The sequence below is a fragment of the Phaeobacter gallaeciensis DSM 26640 genome (genome assembly GCF_000511385.1).
Taxonomy (GTDB): Bacteria; Pseudomonadota; Alphaproteobacteria; order Rhodobacterales; family Rhodobacteraceae; genus Phaeobacter; species Phaeobacter gallaeciensis.
Map to the genome: position 1 here is coordinate 1,892,172 of NC_023137.1, position 20,623 is coordinate 1,912,794.

14 protein-coding genes and 1 tRNA gene are annotated in these 20,623 nt (G+C 59.2%); 7 read left to right on the forward strand and 8 right to left on the reverse strand.

The annotated features are described in order from the left end of the window. Positions 1 to 48: 48 nt before the first annotated feature. Complete coding sequence (alaS, locus tag GAL_RS09140) at positions 49 to 2,700, reverse strand: alanine--tRNA ligase (protein WP_024097301.1); 2,652 nt, start codon at positions 2,698 to 2,700, stop codon at positions 49 to 51. A 224-nt stretch (positions 2,701 to 2,924) separates the two neighbouring features. Beyond that, the gene (recA, locus tag GAL_RS09145) at positions 2,925 to 3,992 is read right to left on the reverse strand and encodes a recombinase RecA (protein WP_024097302.1); all 1,068 of its coding nucleotides are present in this window, start codon (positions 3,990 to 3,992) and stop codon (positions 2,925 to 2,927) included. Between the two features lie 204 nt (positions 3,993 to 4,196). On the opposite strand from recA, the gene GAL_RS09150 reads away from it, so the two are divergent. Then, positions 4,197 to 4,790 (forward strand): hypothetical protein, encoded by a 594-nt coding sequence (locus GAL_RS09150; protein ID WP_024097303.1) that lies wholly within the window; start codon positions 4,197 to 4,199, stop codon positions 4,788 to 4,790. 63 nt (positions 4,791 to 4,853) lie between these two features. On the opposite strand, the gene GAL_RS09155 is transcribed toward GAL_RS09150, so the two are convergent. The 3 genes from GAL_RS09155 to guaB form a co-directional block, all read right to left on the reverse strand. After that, positions 4,854 to 7,169: an ATP-binding response regulator gene (locus GAL_RS09155; protein ID WP_024097304.1), complete on the reverse strand. Its 2,316-nt coding sequence runs from the start codon at positions 7,167 to 7,169 to the stop codon at positions 4,854 to 4,856. 93 nt (positions 7,170 to 7,262) lie between these two features. Then, entirely contained in the window at positions 7,263 to 8,474 is a 1,212-nt protein-coding gene (locus GAL_RS09160; RefSeq protein ID WP_024097305.1) for an RsmB/NOP family class I SAM-dependent RNA methyltransferase, read from the reverse strand. A 50-nt stretch (positions 8,475 to 8,524) separates the two neighbouring features. After that, a complete protein-coding gene (guaB, locus tag GAL_RS09165; protein ID WP_024097306.1) occupies positions 8,525 to 9,973 on the reverse strand; it encodes an IMP dehydrogenase in 1,449 nt (482 codons plus the stop codon). Between the two features lie 263 nt (positions 9,974 to 10,236). Between guaB and GAL_RS09170 the strand changes: the two genes are divergently transcribed. The 4 genes from GAL_RS09170 to GAL_RS09185 all read left to right on the forward strand — a co-directional run bounded on the left by GAL_RS09170 (position 10,237) and on the right by GAL_RS09185 (position 14,443). Beyond that, positions 10,237 to 11,412 carry a CaiB/BaiF CoA transferase family protein gene (locus tag GAL_RS09170; RefSeq protein WP_024097307.1) on the forward strand — a complete coding sequence of 392 codons (1,176 nt, stop codon included), beginning with the start codon at positions 10,237 to 10,239 and terminating at the stop codon, positions 11,410 to 11,412. Between the two features lie 161 nt (positions 11,413 to 11,573). Further along, complete coding sequence (locus GAL_RS09175) at positions 11,574 to 13,670, forward strand: ASKHA domain-containing protein (RefSeq protein WP_024097308.1); 2,097 nt, start codon at positions 11,574 to 11,576, stop codon at positions 13,668 to 13,670. Positions 13,671 to 13,745: 75 nt separating this feature from the next. Beyond that, positions 13,746 to 13,819, forward strand: a tRNA-Gly gene (locus GAL_RS09180). Positions 13,820 to 13,966: 147 nt separating this feature from the next. Beyond that, entirely contained in the window at positions 13,967 to 14,443 is a 477-nt protein-coding gene (locus GAL_RS09185; protein WP_040104031.1) for an acyl-CoA thioesterase, read from the forward strand. A gap of 21 nt (positions 14,444 to 14,464) precedes the next feature. Here the strand turns inward: GAL_RS09185 and pgl are convergent, their stop codons facing one another. The 3 genes from pgl to GAL_RS09200 all read right to left on the reverse strand — a co-directional run bounded on the left by pgl (position 14,465) and on the right by GAL_RS09200 (position 17,179). Further along, a complete protein-coding gene (pgl, locus tag GAL_RS09190; protein WP_024097310.1) occupies positions 14,465 to 15,136 on the reverse strand; it encodes a 6-phosphogluconolactonase in 672 nt (223 codons plus the stop codon). Beyond that, complete coding sequence (gene zwf / locus GAL_RS09195; RefSeq protein ID WP_024097311.1) at positions 15,133 to 16,617, reverse strand: glucose-6-phosphate dehydrogenase; 1,485 nt, start codon at positions 16,615 to 16,617, stop codon at positions 15,133 to 15,135. Before zwf ends, pgl begins: the two co-directional genes overlap by 4 nt. A gap of 292 nt (positions 16,618 to 16,909) precedes the next feature. Next, positions 16,910 to 17,179: an usg protein gene (locus tag GAL_RS09200; RefSeq protein ID WP_024097312.1), complete on the reverse strand. Its 270-nt coding sequence runs from the start codon at positions 17,177 to 17,179 to the stop codon at positions 16,910 to 16,912. Between the two features lie 193 nt (positions 17,180 to 17,372). On the opposite strand from GAL_RS09200, the gene gyrA reads away from it, so the two are divergent. After that, on the forward strand, positions 17,373 to 20,123 hold the full coding sequence (gene gyrA, locus GAL_RS09205) for a DNA gyrase subunit A (RefSeq protein WP_040104032.1): 2,751 nt from the start codon (positions 17,373 to 17,375) through the stop codon (positions 20,121 to 20,123). A 129-nt stretch (positions 20,124 to 20,252) separates the two neighbouring features. Further along, the gene (locus GAL_RS09210) at positions 20,253 to 20,603 is read left to right on the forward strand and encodes a DUF6614 family protein (RefSeq protein WP_014874626.1); all 351 of its coding nucleotides are present in this window, start codon (positions 20,253 to 20,255) and stop codon (positions 20,601 to 20,603) included. Positions 20,604 to 20,623 lie beyond the last annotated feature (20 nt).

Genomic DNA, 20,623 nt, shown 5'->3' on the forward strand with positions numbered 1-20,623 from the left:
CAGCTTAGGCAGATCGCCGGAAAGACCAAGTCTTTTTTGACCAAGTGGTCAGCTGGCGAGCAGCGCCTCGGCGGCTTTGATCGCCTCATCCGCACCGGAGAAGTCTTTACCGCCCCCCTGCGCCATATCAGGGCGGCCACCGCCCCCCTTGCCGCCAACAGCCGGAACCGCCGCCTTCAGAACATCCACGGCTGAAATTTCGCCTGTCAGATCATCGGTCACGCCAGCGGCAATAGCGACCTTGCCGTCGTCATTGGCAATCAACAGGATCACACCGGACCCGATCTTCTGCTTATGGGCATCGATCAGACCGCGCAGATCCTTGCCAGAAACACCTTCCAGCGCCTGACCAAGGAAGGTCTTGCCACCAATTTCTTTGGTCTCGGATCCGCCACCAGCGCCGCCGCCCATAGCAACCTGCTGTTTCAGCTGAGAAACCTCGTTTTGAAGCGCCTTCCGCTCGTCCATCATGGCCTTGAGACGATCCATCACCTCGGCTGGCTGAGCCTTCAGAGCGCCTGCAACCTCGGCCATACGGCCTGCTTCACGCTCCAGATGTTCCACCGCAGCCGCACCGGTCAGCGCCTCGATCCGGCGCACACCGGCAGAGGAGGCGCTGTCGCCCAGAATGACAAAAGTGCCGATATCACCGGTTTGCTTCACATGGGTGCCACCACAGAGTTCGATGGAGTAGGTGTCACCATCCTGACCCTTGCCAGTGGCGGCGCGCCCCATGGAAACAACGCGGACCTCTTCGCCATACTTCTCGCCGAACAGCGCCTGAGCGCCCAGTTCACGCGCGTCATCCGGTGTCATGATCCGGGTGGAGACGGGCGTGTTCTGCCGGATGAACTCATTGACTTCCGCGCCGACCGTAGTCAGCTCATCCGCGCTCATCGCCTTGTTATGGCTGAAATCGAAGCGCAGGCGATCTTCTGCATTGAGCGAGCCCTTCTGCGCGACATGTTTCCCAAGGGCATTACGCAAGGCTTCGTGCAGCAGGTGGGTGGCCGAATGATTGGCGCGGATCTTGCTGCGGCGGGAGTGATCCACCTCCATCGCAGCCCCTTTGCCCACGGCAATCTCGCCGTCGGTCACCTCAGCAATGTGCAGAAACAAGCCTTCAACCTTCTTGGTGTCGGTGATGCGGGCCGCGCCACCTTCGACGGTCAAAACGCCGCTATCACCAACCTGACCACCGCTTTCACCATAGAACGGCGTCTGGTTCAGGATGATCTGAACGCTGTCACCCTTGGCCGCAGTCTGCAGCTGAGCGCCATCCTTGACGAGGGCCATGATCTGACCTTCCGCCTTCTCGGTTTCATAGCCGAGGAAGTCTGTCGTTCCCACGGCATCAACGATGTCGAAGTAGATCTTCACATCCGCCGCTTCACCCAGTCCGATGCCGCCTGCACGAGATTTCTCTTTCTGCTCTTTCATCGCGGCATCGAAGCCGTCGGTGTCGACCTCAATCTCCTTGGCGCGCAAAGCGTCCTGCGTCAGATCAAGCGGGAACCCATAAGTGTCATACAGCTTGAATGCGGTCCCACCGGGCAGCACGTCGCCCTGCCCCAGATCGGCAGAGGCATCATCCAGCAGTTTCAAACCACGATCCAGAGTCTTGAGGAACCGGGTTTCCTCCTGCTCGAAGGTCTCTTCGATCAAGGCTTGCCCCTGGCCAAGCTCAGGATAGGCCGCACCCATTTTCTGGACCAGCGACGGCACCAACTTGTGCATCACCGGATCTGTGGCCCCCAAAAGCGAAGCATGGCGCATCGCGCGGCGCATGATCCGGCGCAACACGTAACCGCGCCCTTCGTTCGAGGGCAGCACGCCCTCGGCAATCAGGAAAGAACAGGAGCGCAGATGATCCGCAATCACCCGATGATGTACGTTCTGATCGCCGAAGGGCTCCGTGTTGGTTACCGTTGCCGAGGCTTCGATCAGCGATTTGAAGAGATCGGTTTCATAGTTGTCATGGGTGCCTTGCAGCAGCGCCGCGATCCGCTCCAGCCCCATACCCGTGTCGATGGACTGCATGTCCAGATCGACCATCGAGCCATCCGCGAACTTCTCGTTCTGCATGAAGACGAGGTTCCAGATCTCGATGAACCGGTCACCGTCTTCCTCGGGAGAGCCAGGAGGGCCACCCCAGATATGCTCACCGTGGTCATAAAAGATTTCGGTGCAGGGGCCACAGGGGCCAGTGTCACCCATCTGCCAGAAATTGTCAGAGGTGGCGATGCGGATGATCCGCTCCTCTGGCACGCCCAGTTTTTTCCAGATTTCAAAGGCTTCATCGTCTGTGTGATAGACGGTCGTATAAAGGCGATCCTTCGGAATATCGAATTCCTTGGTGATCAATTCCCAGGCGAAGGGGATCGCCTCATGTTTGAAGTAGTCGCCAAAAGAGAAGTTGCCGAGCATCTCGAAAAACGTGTGGTGACGGGCAGTATAGCCGACGTTATCGAGGTCGTTGTGTTTGCCACCTGCGCGCACACATTTCTGCGAGGAGGTGGCACGTTTGTAGTCGCGGGTCTCCACGCCGGTGAAGCAGTTTTTGAACTGCACCATGCCCGAGTTGGTAAACATCAAGGTCGGGTCGTTGCGCGGCACCAGCGGGCTGGAATCGACCACCTCATGCCCCTGTTTGGCAAAGTAGTTCAGAAAGGTGGAGCGGATATCATTGAGCGTCGGCATAATCGGGATCTCTCGGCTGGTTGTCTCAGCGGTTCGGGAAGATGTATCCGCCCCTCGTCAGCCTGTCCAGCGCTGCGGTGCGGAAAGCCCCTGTGAAACCGACACGAAAAAGGGCGCGGAAAGGTCCGCGCCCTGATTTGATCAGATTTTCCCGGTTTTTTCAGCGTTTATCCTGCAACCTTCCGGGCTCAGCCCCGCAACCAGCATTCGGGTCCGCCTGAATTTCAGGCCTCCAAGATGTCGTCGTCCGCGCCTTCGGGTCGGTCAAACTCAAGCCCATGAGCCGCGCGGATCTTATCTTCGATATCATAGGCGATATGGGCGTTTTCGCGCAGATAGGTCTTGGCGTTTTCACGCCCCTGCCCGATACGCTCATCCCCGTAGGAGAACCAGGCCCCGGATTTTGCAACGACACCCGCCGCTACACCGAGATCCAGAAGCTCACCCATCTTGGAGATGCCTTCACCATACATAATGTCGAACTCCACCTGTTTGAACGGTGGGGCCACCTTGTTCTTGACGACCTTCACGCGGGTAGCGTTGCCGACAACCTCATCCCGATCCTTGATCGCGCCGATGCGGCGAATGTCCAAACGCACGGAAGAATAGAATTTCAACGCGTTACCGCCGGTGGTGGTTTCGGGCGAGCCGAACATGACGCCGATCTTCATCCGGATCTGGTTGATGAAAATCACCATGCAGTTGGAACGGCTGATGGAGCCGGTCAGTTTGCGCATGGCCTGGCTCATCAGACGCGCCTGCACACCAACATTGCTGTCGCCCATGTCGCCTTCCAGCTCCGACTTTGGAGTGAGGGCCGCAACAGAGTCCACGATCACCATGTTCACTGCGCCGGAGCGCACCAGCGTATCGGTGATTTCCAACGCTTGCTCACCGGTATCGGGCTGCGAAATCAGCAACTCGTCCAGATCGACACCCAGCTTGGCCGCATACTGCGGGTCCAGCGCATGTTCCGCATCCACAAAGGCGCAAACGCCGCCTTTTTTCTGCTGCTCCGCAATACAATGCAGCGTCAGCGTGGTCTTACCCGAGCTTTCCGGCCCGTAGATTTCAACGATACGCCCCATCGGCAGGCCACCAATACCAAGTGCGATGTCTAGCCCCAGTGACCCGGTCGAGGAGGCCTCGATCTCGTTCAGGGGGTTGCCATCGCCCAGTTTCATAATGGAGCCCTTGCCGAACTGCCGTTCGATCTGCGCCAGAGCGCTATCCAGCGCTTTTTGTTTGTCGCCGCTCTTCTTATTGTCTTTCATGGTCAAAAGATCCGCCATAGTCCCTTGTCCCTTTCTATGTGTCACACCCGCGAGCGGGCGGCAATCACTGCTTTGTTCGCCTCTTGTTCTATATGAGATCAAAAAGAGAACATTGCAATGAAAATCTGACTTGGCCACTCCTGCCCTGATCTGGTGGCCAAGAGGGTTAAGAGAGTGTTATCCAAGAAAGACCCTTCGTCTTAGTCGCGGATTTTTCACGCTATGCTGATCTTTTTCAAGGAACGACTGGCACTGCTGAGCGTGCCCAAAACCGGCACCACAGCCTATCAGGCGGCACTCAGTGCCCGCGCCGATATGGTCTTTGCCAACCCGCCACAGCTGAAACATGCCCCTGTCTATCGCTATAACCGCTGGATTCGGCCCATGCTGGCGAAGGTCTGCGATGCCGAGATGGAACTGGTCGCGGTTATGCGCGAACCGGTCAGTTGGCTGGGCAGCTGGTATCGGTTTCGTCAGCGCGATGATCTGCGCGGACATGCCAACAGTACGTTAGGGATCAGCTTTGACGACTTTTTGCGGGATGCCTGCAAAGGGAAACCGCCGCTCCATGCCAATGTTGGCAGTCAGGTCAAATTTCTGGAACCCCAACCCAATGGCTGCGCCGTCAGTCATTTATTCCGCTATGAGGATCCAGATGCGCTTCACGGGTTCCTTCAGGAGCGGCTCCAGACTGCCATCGACCTGCCCCGCCTCAACGTCAGCCCACAGGCTGACCTTACTCCCAGCAGCGCTGCGCTGGAGGTTGTCAGACGCAAGCGGGCGGATGAGTTCACACTTTATGCCAGTCTGAGCTGACGCCTGCAGGGTCGCTATCCACCCGGACCGTAGGCGCAACCGTCCCGAGGATCCTGCTGCCTGTTAGTGCAGCTGCTCGTGAACCGTCTCTGTCAGTTGGTTAAGCGAGAAAGGTTTCGGCAGGAACACCGAATTCGGAACCGATGGTTCAGCCTCGCCAAAGGCGCCCTCGGCATAGCCAGAGACGAATACCACGCGCGTATCTGGACGCGTCTTCAACGCCTCACGTACCCAACTCGGCCCATCCATGCCGGGCATCACCACATCAGTGACGAAAACATCAACTGTCAGACCAGGATCTTCGAGCGTGCGCAGCGCATCCTCGGCAGATTCCGCCTCAAGCACCGTATACCCACGCATCCGCAACGCCCGCGACGCAAAGGCCCGTACCGGCGCTTCGTCCTCTACCAGCAGGACAACCCCTTCACCATGCTGAGCGGCAACCGGCTTTGCGGCTGCATCGACGGTGATCGCAGCAGCAGCCTCTGCCTCCACCTGAGTGTTCACCGGGAAGAACAGGGTGAACTGAGTGCCTTGATCCTTGATCGAGTCGACAAAGATATAGCCGCCCGTCTGCTTGATTATGCCATAGGCCGTTGAAAGGCCAAGGCCGGTGCCCTCTCCGGTGCGTTTTGTGGTGTAGAAAGGTTCAAACACCTTCTGCAGCTTATCTGGAGATATCCCGACACCTTCATCGGAAACCTTGACGGTGACCCAGTCACCAGCAGGTACAACCGCGCGATTGCGTTCCAGCGGTTGATCCAGCACCACGGCCTCGGTCTCGATGCGGATCTCTCCGCCCTGCGGCATCGCATCGCGCGCATTCACCACCAGATTCATCAACACCTGTTCCAGCTGACGTTTGTCTGCCCGGATTGACCGCATCACCGGATCATGGCTCAGCGTCAGCGTTACTTTCTCCCCGACCAGTCGGTTCAACAAATGGGTGAGGTCAGACAGGGTGTCGCGCACATCCAGAACTTCAGGCTGCAAAGTCTGCTTGCGCGAGAATGCCAGCAGCTGACTGACAAGAGCCGCCGCGCGGTTGGCGTTCTCATGGATCTGGATCAGATCGCCGAAGTCCTGATCGCCCTGGTCATGGCGCAACAACAGCAGATCGCAATGCCCGGAAATGGCCGTTAGCAGGTTGTTGAAATCATGCGCCACACCGCCCGCCAGCTGACCAATCGCCTGCATCTTCTGGCTCTGCACAAATTGTGCCTCAAGCGTCTTCAGCTCGGTGGCATCGTTCAGCACCGCGATGAGGACGGTTTCGCCCTCCTCAATAACCCGGGTCAGGGTGACCTGCACAAACACTTCCTTGTCACGACGCGTCAGGCGCAGGAACTCGGATTTATGCGAGGCCTGCCCGTCAACGGTGTCGCGCAGCCAGTCCGACATCGGTCGACCAAGACCATCCATCAACTGGCCGATATTGAGGTTGCCGCAGGAACTGATGCCAAGCAGGTGCATCCCCAGCTTGTTGGCCGAGATCAGCGCCCCTTTCGGATCAACCTTAACAAACGGCACCGGCAGACTTTCAAGTGAAGCCTGTCCAACTGAGGTTTCATTGTCATCTAGCTGCAGAAAATACAGCTCGCTCCGACCCTGACTGCGGTTCTTCTCGCAGACCAGAACCTCAACCAGCCCGTCCTTGGTGCTCATGGTGTTGATCTGCCCCGAGAGCACCGGCAATGACGTAAAGAGGCGGTCGGTGGACTTCACCCGTTCGCCAATCAACCCGCGGGCCGCCTCGTTCATGAACAGGACTGCCCCGGTGCGCCCCACCGTCAGCATCGGAATTGGGACTGCATCGGCGCCACGGCTGCTGGTGGGGCGATCCGTGACCTCCTCCACCCGCCACAGAAAGCTACCGCCCTGCATCTGATGCACTGCCAGTCGCACATGGCCACGACGGGTCACGATATCTTCACGCGCAGCACCGTCGACACGGGCGCGGCTTTGCAGGCGGAACAGAACAGCCGAAGGGTTGGCGAGGATGGATCGCAACGTGCCCGCAAGTGTCTCGGTATCGGCATCCGCAAATCGTTTCAGCGCCGCCCCGTTAGAGGCGTGGATCATCCCGTCATCATCGCAGACGAATGTCGCGGTCGCATCCTTGTCGATGAAGCCACTGAGCAGGTCCGCCGCCATTGACCGGGCCCGTAGTCGGGTACGCGCCTGCACCAACATCATCAACGCCACGGCAACCAGTGTCAGGCCGACAGCCACCAGCCCGCGTGTGATCCACTCTGGTGTCTGGAACAGCCACGGCGCAGTGATCACCATGGCCGACAAAAGCAAAACCGCCGCCAGGCGAGCATGTTCCGGCGTGTAGACACGCAACTGAGGAACGGGTGAAGCATGGCGACCGTTCATTGCGGCTCCCTCGATGAATTAATACGCTTATATCGAGACGAATTAGGTTAAAACTGCGTTAAGACTGCAGGATCCGAATTGCCTTAAAGTCAATCAATCGTCGCCGAAACGGGACAGAACAGCAACATAGAAACCATCGGTTCCATCCTGGACCTGCCAGCCGTGATCCTGTTGCAACTGCCACTCCGGGTTCGCAGCGAGGAATGCCGCCACCTGATCACCATTTTCTACATTCAGCATCGAGCAAGTCGCATAGGCCAGCGTTCCACCGGGTCCCACCAACTGACTGGCGTCCTGCAGGATCTGCGCCTGTGTCTGGCACAACTCATCCAACCGCGCCTGCGTCAGGCGCCATTTGCCTTCGGGCGCACGTCGCCAGGAACCAGAGCCGGAACAGGGCGCGTCGCATAGAACCAGATCAAAGGGTGCCTTGGCAGCGACATCATCGGGGGCCAGCACTGTGATGGCAGCCCCTGCCCGATCTGCGCGTGTGGGCAGGTCTTTCATCCTTTGCGGCGCGATATCATGGGCGAAAACTGCAAGCTTGGCGCGCGCCGCAATGGCGAGGCTCTTGCCACCGCCACCGGCACAGTAATCAAGCACCCGCTGGCCATCAGCCAAGGGCAGCGCCTCGATCACCGCCTGACTGGCAGCGTCCTGCAATTCGACCAATCCCGTCAGATAGGCCGAGCTGTTGCGTATCTTACGCGCCCCTTCCGTCACCGACAAAGCCGTGTCTGCTGCGGGGTGCGTCTCGGCAAGGATCCCCTCCTCCGCCAGCGCCGCGATTGCAGTATCGCGGTCTGCTGCGCTGCGGTTCACTCTTAGATGCACCGGTGCGCGTTGCTGCAACGCGCGTGCTGCCACCTCTGCGGCCTCGCCAAGGCTGGCCGCAAACGCAGGCCAGAGCCAGTCCGGCATATCAACGGATTCGGCTTGTGCCATCTCCGGACGGGTTGTCAGCAGCTCCTGCTCCGCAGTCTCAAGCGGTTTCGGCGCATGCCCTACGCCGGTAAAGATATCAGCCGGATCAATATCTTCCGCCCGCAACGCCCCCAACGTCAACTGCCGACCCGTTGTATTGGCATCAGTGACCTTGTTGTCGCCACCACCGCCACCAAGAGCCGCAAAGGACCGCAGACACCGCAAAGCGTCAAAGACGTGATCCCGCACCGCGGCCCGATCCTTGGACCCGGCAAAGCGGCTGCGCCGTGCCCAGGCTGTCAGCTCCTTTTCCGCAGGCTGCCCGGTCAGGATCTGATCCAGGATTTCGATAGCGGCCTGACGCCGGGCAGCCGGGGTCATACCCCGGCCTCATGGTGATGCGTCACAGTCATCCGGCAGCGCTCCTGTCTTTAGCCGATACGGTAATTCGGGCTTTCGCGGGTGATCTGCACATCGTGAACGTGGCTTTCCTTCAAGCCCGCCCCGGTGATGCGGACGAAGTCGCAATTCTTGCGCATCTCATCAACCGTGGCACAGCCGGTGTAGCCCATGGCCGCACGCAGACCGCCAACCAACTGGTGGATCACCGCGCCGGCCGAGCCTTTGTAGGCGACCTGACCTTCGATCCCCTCAGGCACCAGTTTATCGCTGGCGGCGTCTTTCTGGAAATAGCGATCTGCGGAACCGCGCGCCATTGCGCCCAGCGATCCCATGCCGCGATAGGATTTGAACGAACGCCCCTGATAGAGGATCACCTCGCCCGGGCTTTCATCAGTACCGGCAATCATCGAGCCTACCATCGCACAGGAGGCACCCGCTGCGATGGCCTTGGCGAAATCGCCGGAGAATTTGATCCCGCCATCCGCGATGATCGGGATATCATCCGCAGCAGAAGCGCAATCCATAATCGCGGTGAGCTGTGGTACGCCAACACCGGCCACCATACGAGTCGTGCAGATCGACCCCGGACCGATCCCGACCTTCACCGCATCGGCGCCCGCATCGATCAAGGCTTTGGTTGCTGCAGCGGTTGCGACATTGCCCGCCACAACCTGCACACCGGACGACCGCGCCTTGATGCGTTTGACCGCCTCGATCACGCCTTCGGAATGCCCATGAGCGGTGTCCACGACCACGATATCAACACCGGCATCAATCAGCGCTTCGGAGCGGGCAAAGCCGCTGTCCCCAACAGAGCTGGCCGCCGCGACCCGCAAGCGGCCCAGATCATCCTTACAAGCCGTCGGGTTCAGCACCGCCTGTTCGGTATCTTTCAGAGTCAGCAGGCCAGTCAGTTTCCCGTCACCATCGGTCACCAGCAGCTTTTCGATGCGGCGCGCCTTCATCATCGACTTGGCCTCTTCCAGCTCCGCCGGTTCATGCAGCAGTGCGAGATTGTCGGAGGTCATCATCACCGACACAGGCGTGTTGTCATCGGTGGCAAATCGCATGTCGCGGTTGGTCACGATGCCAACCACGCGCCCGTCGGTATCAACAACGGGAAAACCGGTGACGCGGTAGCGCTCTTGCAGGGCCTTGGCATCGGCCAAGGTCTGATCGGCGGTCAGAGTGATCGGGTTATAGACTATGCCGCTCTCAAAGCGTTTGACCCGTCGCACCTGACGGGCCTGCTCTTCCAGATCCAGGTTCTTGTGAATGACCCCCATGCCGCCGGCCTGCGCCATTGCGATGGCCATCCGCGATTCCGTCACCGTGTCCATCGCTGAGCTGAGCAAAGGAATGTTCAGAGAGATGCCACCCGTGACGCGCGTGCGCGTATCAGCGGTGTTCGGCAGAACGCTGGACGCTGCCGGAACCAGAAGAACATCATCGAATGTGAGAGCCTCACGAATCTGCATTTGTCATCCCCATGCATAACCCCGTTTGGCGATGACCCTATGGCACAGAAGCCGAAGGGGGAAAAGAGGTGGCGCCGGAAAAACGGGAGAATTGCGACGGTTTCTCAACCGGTGATGTGATGCGCGCGTCCCCGCCTGCGACACTGGCTATGGACACCACTGCTGACAGCCCGCCCAGCAACACCGAGCTGATCTGCATCAAGGCAGGCCGCCAAGCATTCCGCCACCAAGAGACCGCGAACAGATCAGACAGGAGTCACACCATGATCCGCCCCCTTAGCGATATTGTCGTCCTCGACCTCACCCATGTGCTGGCAGGGCCTTATGCCTCCATGACGTTGCGCGATCTTGGCGCGCGGGTGATCAAGGTCGAACGACCGGGTCTCGGTGATGACACCCGTGCCTTCCCACCCTTCAAAGACGGCGATAGCGCCTATTTCGCCACCATCAACCATGGGAAGGAAAGCATCACACTGGATCTGCGCGCCGAAGAGGATCGCGCCATCTTCGAACAGCTGCTGACGCAGGCCGACGTCATCCTTGAGAATTTTCGCCCCGGCGTGATGGAGCGGCTGGGTTACGGCTGGGAAGCGCTGCACGCACGCTTTCCCAAACTGGTCTACGGCGCGGTCTCAGGCTTTGGTCACACCGGACCCGACCGGTTGCGCCCTGCTTATGACATGGTGGTGCAGGCCCGTGGCGGGGTGATGTCGATTACGGGAGAACGCGACCGCGAACCGGTGCGCGTCGGCGCCTCGATCGGTGATATCGCCGCGGGCATGTTTCTCTGTCAGGGCGTTTTGGCGGCGCTCTATGCTGTGCAAGGTGGCGCGCCGGGTCAAAAGGTGGATATCGCCATGCTCGACAGCCAATTGGCGCTGTTGGAGCACGCGGTGGCGATCACCTCGGTAACGGGCGAACCCCCGCGCCCGTCAGGGGCGCGCCACCCGTCGATCACCCCGTTTGAGACGTTCCACGCCAGCGACGGATTGTTTGTGATCGCGGCCGGTAATGACGCGCTGTTTACGACGCTGTGTACCGCGCTGGACCTGCCGCTGGCCACAGATGCGCGCTTTGCCAGCAATCAGGCCCGCTGCGAAAACGCTCGCCTTCTAAAACGGTTGATTGAGGCTGTGACGCTGGACAAACCCGCATCCTATTGGATCGACCGGCTGCAGCGCGCCGGTGTGCCGACCGGTTCGATCCAGTCTGTCGCCGAGGTGATGCAAGATCCCCAGATCCTCGCCCGCAACATGCTGGTGGATGTCTGTGACCAAGACGGCGCGCCACGGTTCAAGGCGGCAGGCAATCCTGTCAAACTCTCCGCGCTGCCTGACGAGACAACGCGGCCGCCTGCGCCGATGCTCGACGAACACCGCGCTCAAATCCTCCTATGGCTGGGCGAAATAGCGTCAGGATCACCAGACAATGACACTTGAGACGGGCCAAATTTCATCACCGAACCATCACCCGAAGCAGTCTTTTTCTAAAACCGCGCAGAAATGACGCCACGAGACCGCAAAATGACGCGCGCCGCCTTTCCTTGCGCCCAAAACGCCATATGCTCCGCCCAAACCGCGCAAGCAAGATAGGTACAGGAATGGCAAACGATCCCGTCACTGAGATCCCCAGCGAGACCGCGACTGAGTCCACATCCCATCCGCTGGTGGTGTTTACCCCGTCGGGCAAGCGTGGCCGGTTTCCGGTCGGCACACCGGTACTAACTGCGGCACGCCAGCTGGGGGTCGATCTGGATTCCGTCTGCGGCGGGCGTGGCATCTGTTCGAAATGTCAGATCACACCATCCTATGGTGAGTTCTCCAAACATGGCGTAACCGTCGCTGATGACGCCCTGACCGAGTGGAACAAAGTCGAACAGCGCTACAAGGACAAGCGCGGCCTGATCGACGGACGGCGCCTGGGCTGTCAGGCGCAGGTGCAGGGCGATGTGGTGATCGACGTGCCACCGGAAAGCCAGGTTCATCGCCAGGTGGTCCGCAAACGCGCCGAGGCGCGCGACATCACCATGAACCCCTCCACCCGCCTTTATTATGTCGAGGTGGAAGAACCCGACATGCACAAACCCACAGGCGATTTGGAGCGGCTGATCGAGGCGCTGGATGCGCAGTGGGACCTGAAAGATGTCAAAACCGATTTGCACATCCTGAGCGTGCTTCAACCGGCCCTGCGCAAGGGCGGCTGGAAAGTCACCGTGGCCGTGCATCTGGGCGATGAAAACCATCCGCCCAAGATCATGCACATCTGGCCCGGTTTCTACGAAGGCTCGATCTACGGCCTCGCAGTTGACCTCGGCTCCACCACCATCGCCGCGCATCTCTGCGACCTGAAAACCGGCGAGGTTGTGGCCTCCTCTGGCATCATGAACCCGCAGATCCGCTTTGGCGAAGATCTGATGAGCCGGGTGTCCTATTCGATGATGAACAAGGGCGGCGATCAGGAGATGACCCGCGCTGTGCGCGAAGGCATGAATGCGCTGTTCACCCAAATTGCGACAGAAGCAGAAATCGACAAGGCGCTGATCGTGGACGCGGTGTTCGTCTGCAACCCGGTGATGCACCACCTGTTCCTTGGCATTGATCCGTTTGAACTGGGTCAGGCGCCCTTCGCGCTGGCGACCTCCAACGCACTGGCATTGCGCGCCGTAGAGCTGGACCTCAATATTCACCCGGCCGCCCGTGTCTACCTGCTGCCCTGCATTGCCGGCCATGTCGGTGCCGATGCCGCCGCAGTGGCACTGTCGGAAGCACCCGACAAATCCGAGGATCTGGTGCTGGTCGTGGATGTGGGCACCAATGCGGAAATCCTGCTGGGCAACAAAGAAAAGGTGCTGGCCTGTTCCTCCCCCACCGGCCCAGCGTTTGAGGGCGCGCAGATCTCCAGCGGTCAACGGGCGGCCCCCGGTGCCATTGAACGGGTTGAGATCAACCCGGAGACCAAGGAACCGCGCTTTCGGGTGATCGGCTCCGACGTTTGGTCGGATGAAGAAGGTTTTGCCGCCGCAGTCGCCACCACGGGCATCACCGGTATCTGCGGTTCCGGCATTATCGAGGCGATTGCCGAGATGCGGCTTGCTGGTGTGCTGGATGCCTCCGGGCTGATTGGCTCAGCCGAACAGACCGGCAGTGCACGTTGCATCCAGGACGGGCGCACCAATGCCTATCTTCTGTGGAATGGTTCTGCCGAGGGCGGCCCGACCATCACCGTGACCAACCCCGATATCCGCGCGATCCAGATGGCAAAGGCAGCCCTTTATTCTGGGGCGCGCCTCCTGATGGACAAATTTGGCATCGACACCGTCGATCGTGTGGTGCTCGCCGGCGCCTTTGGTGCGCATATCTCCGCGAAACACGCGATGGTCCTTGGGATGATCCCGGATTGTCCGCTCGACAAGGTGACCAGCGCGGGCAATGCCGCAGGCACCGGTGCCCGTATTGCGCTGCTCAACACAAAGGCCCGCACCGAGATTGAAGCCACCGTGCAGCAAATTGAGAAGATCGAAACCGCAGTGGAATCACGGTTTCAGGAGCATTTCGTCAATGCCTCTGCCATCCCGAACTCCGCCGAACCCTTCCCGATCCTCAACAGCATCGTCACCCTGCCGGAGGCGAATTTCAACACAGGAGGCGGCGACGGCAATGAAGAGGGAGGACGCCGTCGGCGGCGGCGGCGCGGATAAGGCATTTTTGCCGTTAGCGGGGGTGGTTGGGCGCTTGACCCTCCCCCTCGAAACCGGTAATCACCCCCTATTGGCGCGGGTATGGTGAAAAGGTATCACGGCAGCTTCCCAAGCTTTAGTTACGAGTTCGATTCTCGTTACCCGCTCCAAAATTCCCAACATTAAAATAACACCGAAATTCATTGAATTTACTGTGTTATTACGCATTCACCTTACGTTGCGAATGCGCCTTGTGAGATATCTTGTTGCGGCGTCCTGACTTGCACCTTGCCGTTAAGTTCTCTACCGACTGCTTTATGGATCTGATCTTTCACACCCCGCTCAGCCCGGATGCCCAACGCCGTCACGGGCTGGAGGTACCGCAACCGCTGGCGATGGCAGATCGGGTGCGGTTTTCCGAGCTGGACATTCTTCACCACGTCAACAACAAAGCCTATCTGAGCTGGTTCGAAACCCTGCGCGTGGCCTACTACGACCGTGTTTTCGCCCCTCATTTCAAAGGCCTGTGCGCACCGCGCAACGTACTGCGAAACGCCAATGTACATTACATGAAAGAGATGGTTCTGGATGAGGACTATATCACCACCGCCCGTGTGGTGTCCTTCCGCCGGACCTCATATGTGATGGAACAACAGATCTGGTCCGGTGACCTGCGCGCGACAATGACTGGCGTCATGGTGTTGCGCACACCGGACGGCCAGTCAGGCTACCCGCTGCCGGACAGTCTGCGCGCCACCCTGATCGAACAGGATGGCGCGGTTGCAGAAGGCTAACAAAAGCCCCAATCACATCATCTATGGCGCCCAATGCACTGTCATTTCAGACAAAACAGCCTGAATGGGCGCGTCCTCAGGTGGCAGGGATTTGGCGATCTCCAATGCCTCGCGCTTGGCATCCCCATAGATCACCAGATGTTTTGCAATGGCCGCATCCAGTACCCGCGCCGAAAGGCTGACGCGTGGCTCCGGCTGACTGTCGGGCCGCATCACGGCCAACACCGGCGCATCCGCCGCCAGCGCTTCAGTCAAACCATCGACGCCGGGAAACAGCGAGGCGGTATGCATATCTTCGCCCATGCCAAGCAGCACCACCGACAGAGGCAACTCAGGCTGGACCTGGCTTTCCACCTCGGCCAGCACATCCTCTGGCGCACGCGCAGGCACATGAAACGGCAGGAACGTCGCCGCCGCCGCACGGTTGACCAGCAGCCGCTCGCGGATCATGCGCGCATTGGAGCGATCACTGTCGACAGGCACCCAGCGTTCATCCGTCGCCATCAGGCGCACCCGCGCCCAGTCGATATCCGCGGCGCAAAGATCGTCAAAAATCGGCGCCGGGGTGGTGCCGCCTGCGACGGCAAAGGACGCGCTGTCATGGTGCAGCAAATGAGTCTTGAGATCGCCGGCCAGTTGATTGGCCACATCGATCGCAAGCATGTCCCGATCTGCATATTCGATAATATTCATGGGTTGATCCCCCGCCATTCCCGTTCGTCGCGCCGCATCAGGAGATCTGCATCTCCCGGTCCGGTGCTACCGCTATCATAGGGTTTTGGCACATCTCCGCGCGATGTCCAGCCCGCAATGATCGGATCCGTCCAGGCCCAGGCGGCCTCCACCTCATCACCCCGCATGAACAGCGTCTGATTGCCCCGGATCACATCGGTGATCAGCCGCTCATAAGCATCGGGCGCACCGTCAATATCCGCACCGAGCGCCTGCGCAAAGCTCATATCCAGCGGCACATCGATCAACCGCATACCGCCGGGTCCGGGCTCCTTGATGGTCACCTTGAGGGTGATCCCCTCATCCGGTTGCAGACGAATGGTCAGAAGATTGGCATGGCGCCCGGCATCGGCGCCAAAGATCGAATGGGGCGCGTCCTTGAAGAAGATATTGATCACAGAGGAGCGTGCCACCAGACGCTTGCCGGTCCTCAGGTAGAAGGGTGTACCCGCCCAACGCCAATTGCTGATATGCGCTTTCAGTGCCACATAGCTTTCGGTGGTGGAGCGCGGATCGCCAACGGTTTCGCGGTAGGATTGATCCTCACCCGGTTCCGCGCCTTCTGCCGCAGAATACTGCCCACGCACGATATGGTGGGGTTCCACTGGCTCCAATGCCCGGATCACCTTCAGTTTTTCATCGCGCACGGCATCCGGATCAAACTTCGCCGGGGGCTCCATCGCAATCAGGCAAAGCAGCTGCATCAGGTGGTTCTGCATCATATCGCGCATTGCACCGGACCTGTCATAATACGATGCCCTGCCGTCAACACCCACCGATTCAGCCACTGTAATTTGGATATGATCCACATACTGACTGTTCCAGAGCGGTTCAAACAGCATATTGCCAAACCGGATCGCCATAAGGTTCTGAACGGTCTCTTTGCCCAGATAGTGGTCGATCCGGTAGATCTGGCTTTCGTCGAAATGACTGGCAAGCGTCCGGTTGAGCGCCTTGGCCGATGCCAGATCGTGACCGAAGGGTTTTTCAACCACAATCCGGGTTTGATCATCCGCCAGATGGTACCTCCAGATCTGTTCCGCAAGCGGAGCAAACAGCGCCGGGCCGACGGAGAAATAAAACACCCGCACTCGATCCGGCATCGGGGTGCCAAGCATCTGCTTAAGCGCGGTCCAGCCATCGCCTGCTTGCGCATCAATCGCCTGATACTCCAGCCGCGCCAGAAACCGCTCTAATTCCGCACCACGCGCAGCAATCTCCGTTCCGCTTAGCTCATTTTGCAAGGCAGCGCGGATCAGATCCCGATAGCCATCGCTGCCAAGCGCCCTCCGCGCCACGCCCACGATCCGCGCATCCTGCGGCAACTGGCCTGCACAATGGCGCCGGAACAGCGCAGGCAGGATTTTGCGCCGCGCCAGATCCCCCGTGCCACCAAATATCACAAGATCAAAGGCCTGAACCGGAATAACGCGGGAAACCATGATGTCTTTCTCTCAGCCAAGAGGGGTCACGTCCCGAGCATATGCGCATCGAACACGTCGTTTCAGGTCAGAAAAAATCACTGCAGCAACATCCCACGCGAGACAGGCCAAACCGCCAACAGATCAATTTGGCAGCAGTATAAGAAGTTGTCGCGGAAAGAAAACCGCTGTCCGGATTCTTGCCGTCCCGCCCTTCCCGATGGAGATACCATCACCACATGGGCGGCTTGTCATCCCCGCTTGCCACCGTTTGGCATTGCCATGCGCCCCATCTGCGATCTGGTCCGCAGGCTCAATGCATATGAAGCACACCCTTTACGTTGCGCCATTCGCCAGGGCTGATCATCTTGCGATGGGTAAATCGGACCGAATGCAACGGGCCGTCTATCTCACGATGCCAGAAATCAATGAATTCAAACAATCGCGGATGGTCTGGCGCCAGATCATACTCCTGCCAGACGAAAGTGTTTAGAACATGGGTGTGATCCGGCATGTGATAGGTCATCTCAGCCGTGGTCAGACCGTAGCCCTTCAGCATCAATTCGGTTTCGCGTGTCTCCATTTCAGGTCTCCCTTACGGATCCCCCCAAAGTAGCTTACCACGGAAAGGGTTAATTCCGAACAAATACAGCCCTTTGGCAGAAAACCTCCGGCACGGGGGCGCTCCGCCGCCCTGCTTGCTTGCGCCTTATATGCCCTGTCTGTTATGGTGCAGACACAATATATAGACCCAATAATAACAACGGGCAGACAACGTGAACGATACGCCGGAAACTCCTGAAAACATGGACGAAAGCAAACCTGAACGGCCCCAATATGACGGCCCAACGGTGTCCATCGAATCCGAGATGCGCACATCGTATCTCGATTATGCGATGTCGGTTATTGTCAGCCGCGCCATTCCTGACCTGCGTGACGGTCTGAAACCGGTTCACCGCCGGATTCTCTACGCCATGCATGAGGTCGGAAACTCGCATGACAAACCCTACCGCAAATCGGCGCGTCCGGTTGGCGATGTCATGGGTAAATACCACCCTCATGGCGACTCCGCGATTTATGACGCCTTGGTGCGGATGGCGCAGGATTTCTCCATGTCGCTGCCGCTGTTGGATGGGCAAGGCAACTTTGGCTCCATGGATGGCGATAACCCAGCCGCCATGCGCTATACCGAGGTGCGGATGGACAAGCCCGCCGCCTCTATCCTCGCCGACATTGAAAAAGACACCGTTGATTTTCAGGACAACTATGATGGCAAGGACCGCGAACCCACGGTTCTGCCCGCCCGTTTCCCGAATATGCTCGTCAATGGCGCGGGCGGTATTGCGGTTGGCATGGCCACCAATATTCCGCCCCATAACTTGGGCGAGGTGATTGATGCCACGCTCGCGCTGATTGAGGACCCGGATCTGACCAGCGAACAGCTGATCGACTTTGTGCCCGGCCCGGACTTTCCGACCGGCGGCGTGATGCTGGGTCGTTCCGGGGCGCGCAAGGCCTATCTGGAAGGACGCGGCAGCGTCGTTATTCGCGCCAAGACCCGCGTTGAGGAGATCCGCAAAGACCGCTACGCCATCGTGGTCGAAGAAATCCCCTATCAGGTCAACAAGGCCGCGATGATCGAAAAGATCGCCGAACAGGTGCGCGAGAAAAAGATTGAGGGTGTCAGCCACGTTCAGGATGAATCCGATCGCAACGGCGTGCGGGTTGTTGTGGAGCTGAAACGCGATGCCACGGCTGAGGTGGTACTGAACCAGCTCTATCGTTTCTCGCCCATGCAGACCCATTTTGGCTGCAACATGCTGGCCCTGAACGGCGGTCGCCCCGAGCAGCTGACGCTGCGCCGGTTCCTGACCTCCTTCCTTGATTTCCGCGAAGACGTGATTGCGCGGCGCACCGCCTATGACCTGCGTAAGGCGCGGGAACGCAGCCATATTCTGTGCGGCTTGGCCGTCGCGGTTTCTAATGTGGACGAGGTGGTCGCGACCATCCGTGCCTCTGCGGATGCAGCCGAAGCCAGACATAAGCTGATGACCCGGCGCTGGCCCGCAACCGACATCGCACCTTATATCCGTCTGATCGACGATCCGACCCACACCATGAATGACGACGGCACCTACAATCTCTCCGAGATTCAGGCCCGCGCCATTCTGGAACTGCGCCTGCAACGTCTCACCCAGATTGGTGTCAAGGAAGTCACCGACGAGCTGGAAGAACTGGCAGGTAAGATCAAGGAATACCTTGAGATCCTGTCCTCGCGCGAGCGGATCCTTGGCATCATATCGGACGAGTTGCGCGAAGTGCGTGATAATTTCGCCGTTCCCCGTCGTACACAGATTGTCGACTGGTCCGGTGACATGGAAGACGAAGACCTGATCGAGCGCGAAGACATGGTCGTGACGATCACCAGCGGCGGCTACATCAAGCGGACCCCGCTGGCCGACTTCCGGGCGCAGAAGCGTGGCGGTAAGGGGCTGTCGGGCATGCAGACGAAGGAAGAGGATGTTGTCACCAACCTCTTTGTGGCCAATACCCATACCCAGCTGTTGTTCTTCACCACTGACGGGATGGTCTACAAGCTGAAGACCTGGCGCCTGCCGCAAGGTGGCCGCACCTCGAAGGGTAAGGCGATTGTCAACATTCTGCCGATCCCGCCGGGCGTCTCCATCGCGGCGATCATGCCGGTCGATGTGCCGGATGACGAATGGGAAAACCTGCAGGTGGTCTTTGCCACCTCGGGCGGGGATGTCCGTCGCAACCGCCTGTCGGATTTCACCAATGTGCGCCGCAACGGCAAGATCGCCATGAAACTGCCGGAAGATGGCTCCGTCAGGCTGGTCAATGCCCGCATCTGCTCCGAAGAGGACGATGTGATGCTGGTGACCAATTCCGGGCGGGCGATCCGGTTCCGTTCGACCGACGTCCGCGTCTTCAACTCCCGTGAATCGACCGGGGTGCGTGGGATCCGGCTGGTGAGCGACGGGGATGAAGTCGTCTCAATGTCGGTGATCCGCCACTTCAGCGCAGAGCCCTGGGAACGCAATGCCTTTATCAAGCGCTTCCGCTCTGAGCTTGGTGGGGATGTTACCGAAGAAGAAAATGGTGAAGAAACCGAAGGGTCGCTTTCCGAGGAGCGGTATCAGGAAATGCTGGCGGCCAATGATCTTCTGGTGACCATCAACCGCACTGGTGTGGGCAATTTGACTTCGGCCCATGACTACCGTGTCAGCGGGCGTGGTGGTCAGGGTGTGGGCGCGATGAAAGGCGGTGCCATCGTCGCGACCTTCCCGGTCGAGCTTGAGGATCAGATCATGCTGGCGACCTCCAAAGGCCAGTCGATCCGTTGCCCTGTCAATGGCATCTCGTTCCGTTCCCGCAGCGCCGGTGGCGTTCGCGTCTTCAACACCGCCAAGGGCGAAGAGGTCGTCTCGGTCGCGTGGATTGCGGAGCGCGACGACGAAGAGGTCCCCGCGTCTGAGGATACCAGCGAAACTGCCGAGGCAACCTGATCTCATCGCGCTATCGCGCTACGACCAACGATAAAACGCCGCCCCTGGGGTGGCGTTTTTTGTTAATCGAAACCTAAGCAGTTTCTGCCAGCCTGAGAGCGATACACGCATCGCCTAGGGAGGCCTCGCATGAACCTCTATCACTGCTCAATCGATCTGCATCACGAGGCGAAGGCCATTGCCTTTGCCAATGCCGTGGACCAATGGATGTCCTACCTGCGCGAGCGGGATGTCATTCAGGGCTGGCGACTGCTGCGCCGCAAACTGAACCTGGCCAGTGACAAGCATCGCGATTTCCTGCTGGAGATCGAGTTTGCGAATATGACTCAGCTGGATCAGGCTTTCCGGGTGCTTGGTGAAATGGACGAAAATGTCGAGCGGCTCTATGCCAATGTGAATGCGCTGATCGCTTCTGCCGATTTCGGCCTGTACCGCCCCTTCCCCGATCCTGAGCGGGCCGAGCGTATGGCGCTGATCTGAACGGACCCGCACCAGCGAGA

What these genes read in the sequence shown, in the direction of transcription:
- GAL_RS09185 (WP_040104031.1), top strand. Translation starts at nt 13,967, where the DNA reads ATGGATCTGATCTTTCACACCCCGCTCAGCCCGGATGCCCAACGCCGT.
- GAL_RS09150 (WP_024097303.1), top strand. Translation starts at nt 4,197, where the DNA reads ATGCTGATCTTTTTCAAGGAACGACTGGCACTGCTGAGCGTGCCCAAA.
- GAL_RS09170 (WP_024097307.1), top strand. Translation starts at nt 10,237, where the DNA reads ATGATCCGCCCCCTTAGCGATATTGTCGTCCTCGACCTCACCCATGTG.
- GAL_RS09160 (WP_024097305.1), bottom strand. Translation starts at nt 8,474, where the DNA reads ATGACCCCGGCTGCCCGGCGTCAGGCCGCTATCGAAATCCTGGATCAG.
- GAL_RS09175 (WP_024097308.1), top strand. Translation starts at nt 11,574, where the DNA reads ATGGCAAACGATCCCGTCACTGAGATCCCCAGCGAGACCGCGACTGAG.
- GAL_RS09200 (WP_024097312.1), bottom strand. Translation starts at nt 17,179, where the DNA reads ATGGAGACACGCGAAACCGAATTGATGCTGAAGGGCTACGGTCTGACC.
- GAL_RS09155 (WP_024097304.1), bottom strand. Translation starts at nt 7,169, where the DNA reads ATGAACGGTCGCCATGCTTCACCCGTTCCTCAGTTGCGTGTCTACACG.
- alaS (WP_024097301.1), bottom strand. Translation starts at nt 2,700, where the DNA reads ATGCCGACGCTCAATGATATCCGCTCCACCTTTCTGAACTACTTTGCC.
- GAL_RS09210 (WP_014874626.1), top strand. Translation starts at nt 20,253, where the DNA reads ATGAACCTCTATCACTGCTCAATCGATCTGCATCACGAGGCGAAGGCC.
- guaB (WP_024097306.1), bottom strand. Translation starts at nt 9,973, where the DNA reads ATGCAGATTCGTGAGGCTCTCACATTCGATGATGTTCTTCTGGTTCCG.
- recA (WP_024097302.1), bottom strand. Translation starts at nt 3,992, where the DNA reads ATGGCGGATCTTTTGACCATGAAAGACAATAAGAAGAGCGGCGACAAA.
- zwf (WP_024097311.1), bottom strand. Translation starts at nt 16,617, where the DNA reads ATGGTTTCCCGCGTTATTCCGGTTCAGGCCTTTGATCTTGTGATATTT.
- pgl (WP_024097310.1), bottom strand. Translation starts at nt 15,136, where the DNA reads ATGAATATTATCGAATATGCAGATCGGGACATGCTTGCGATCGATGTG.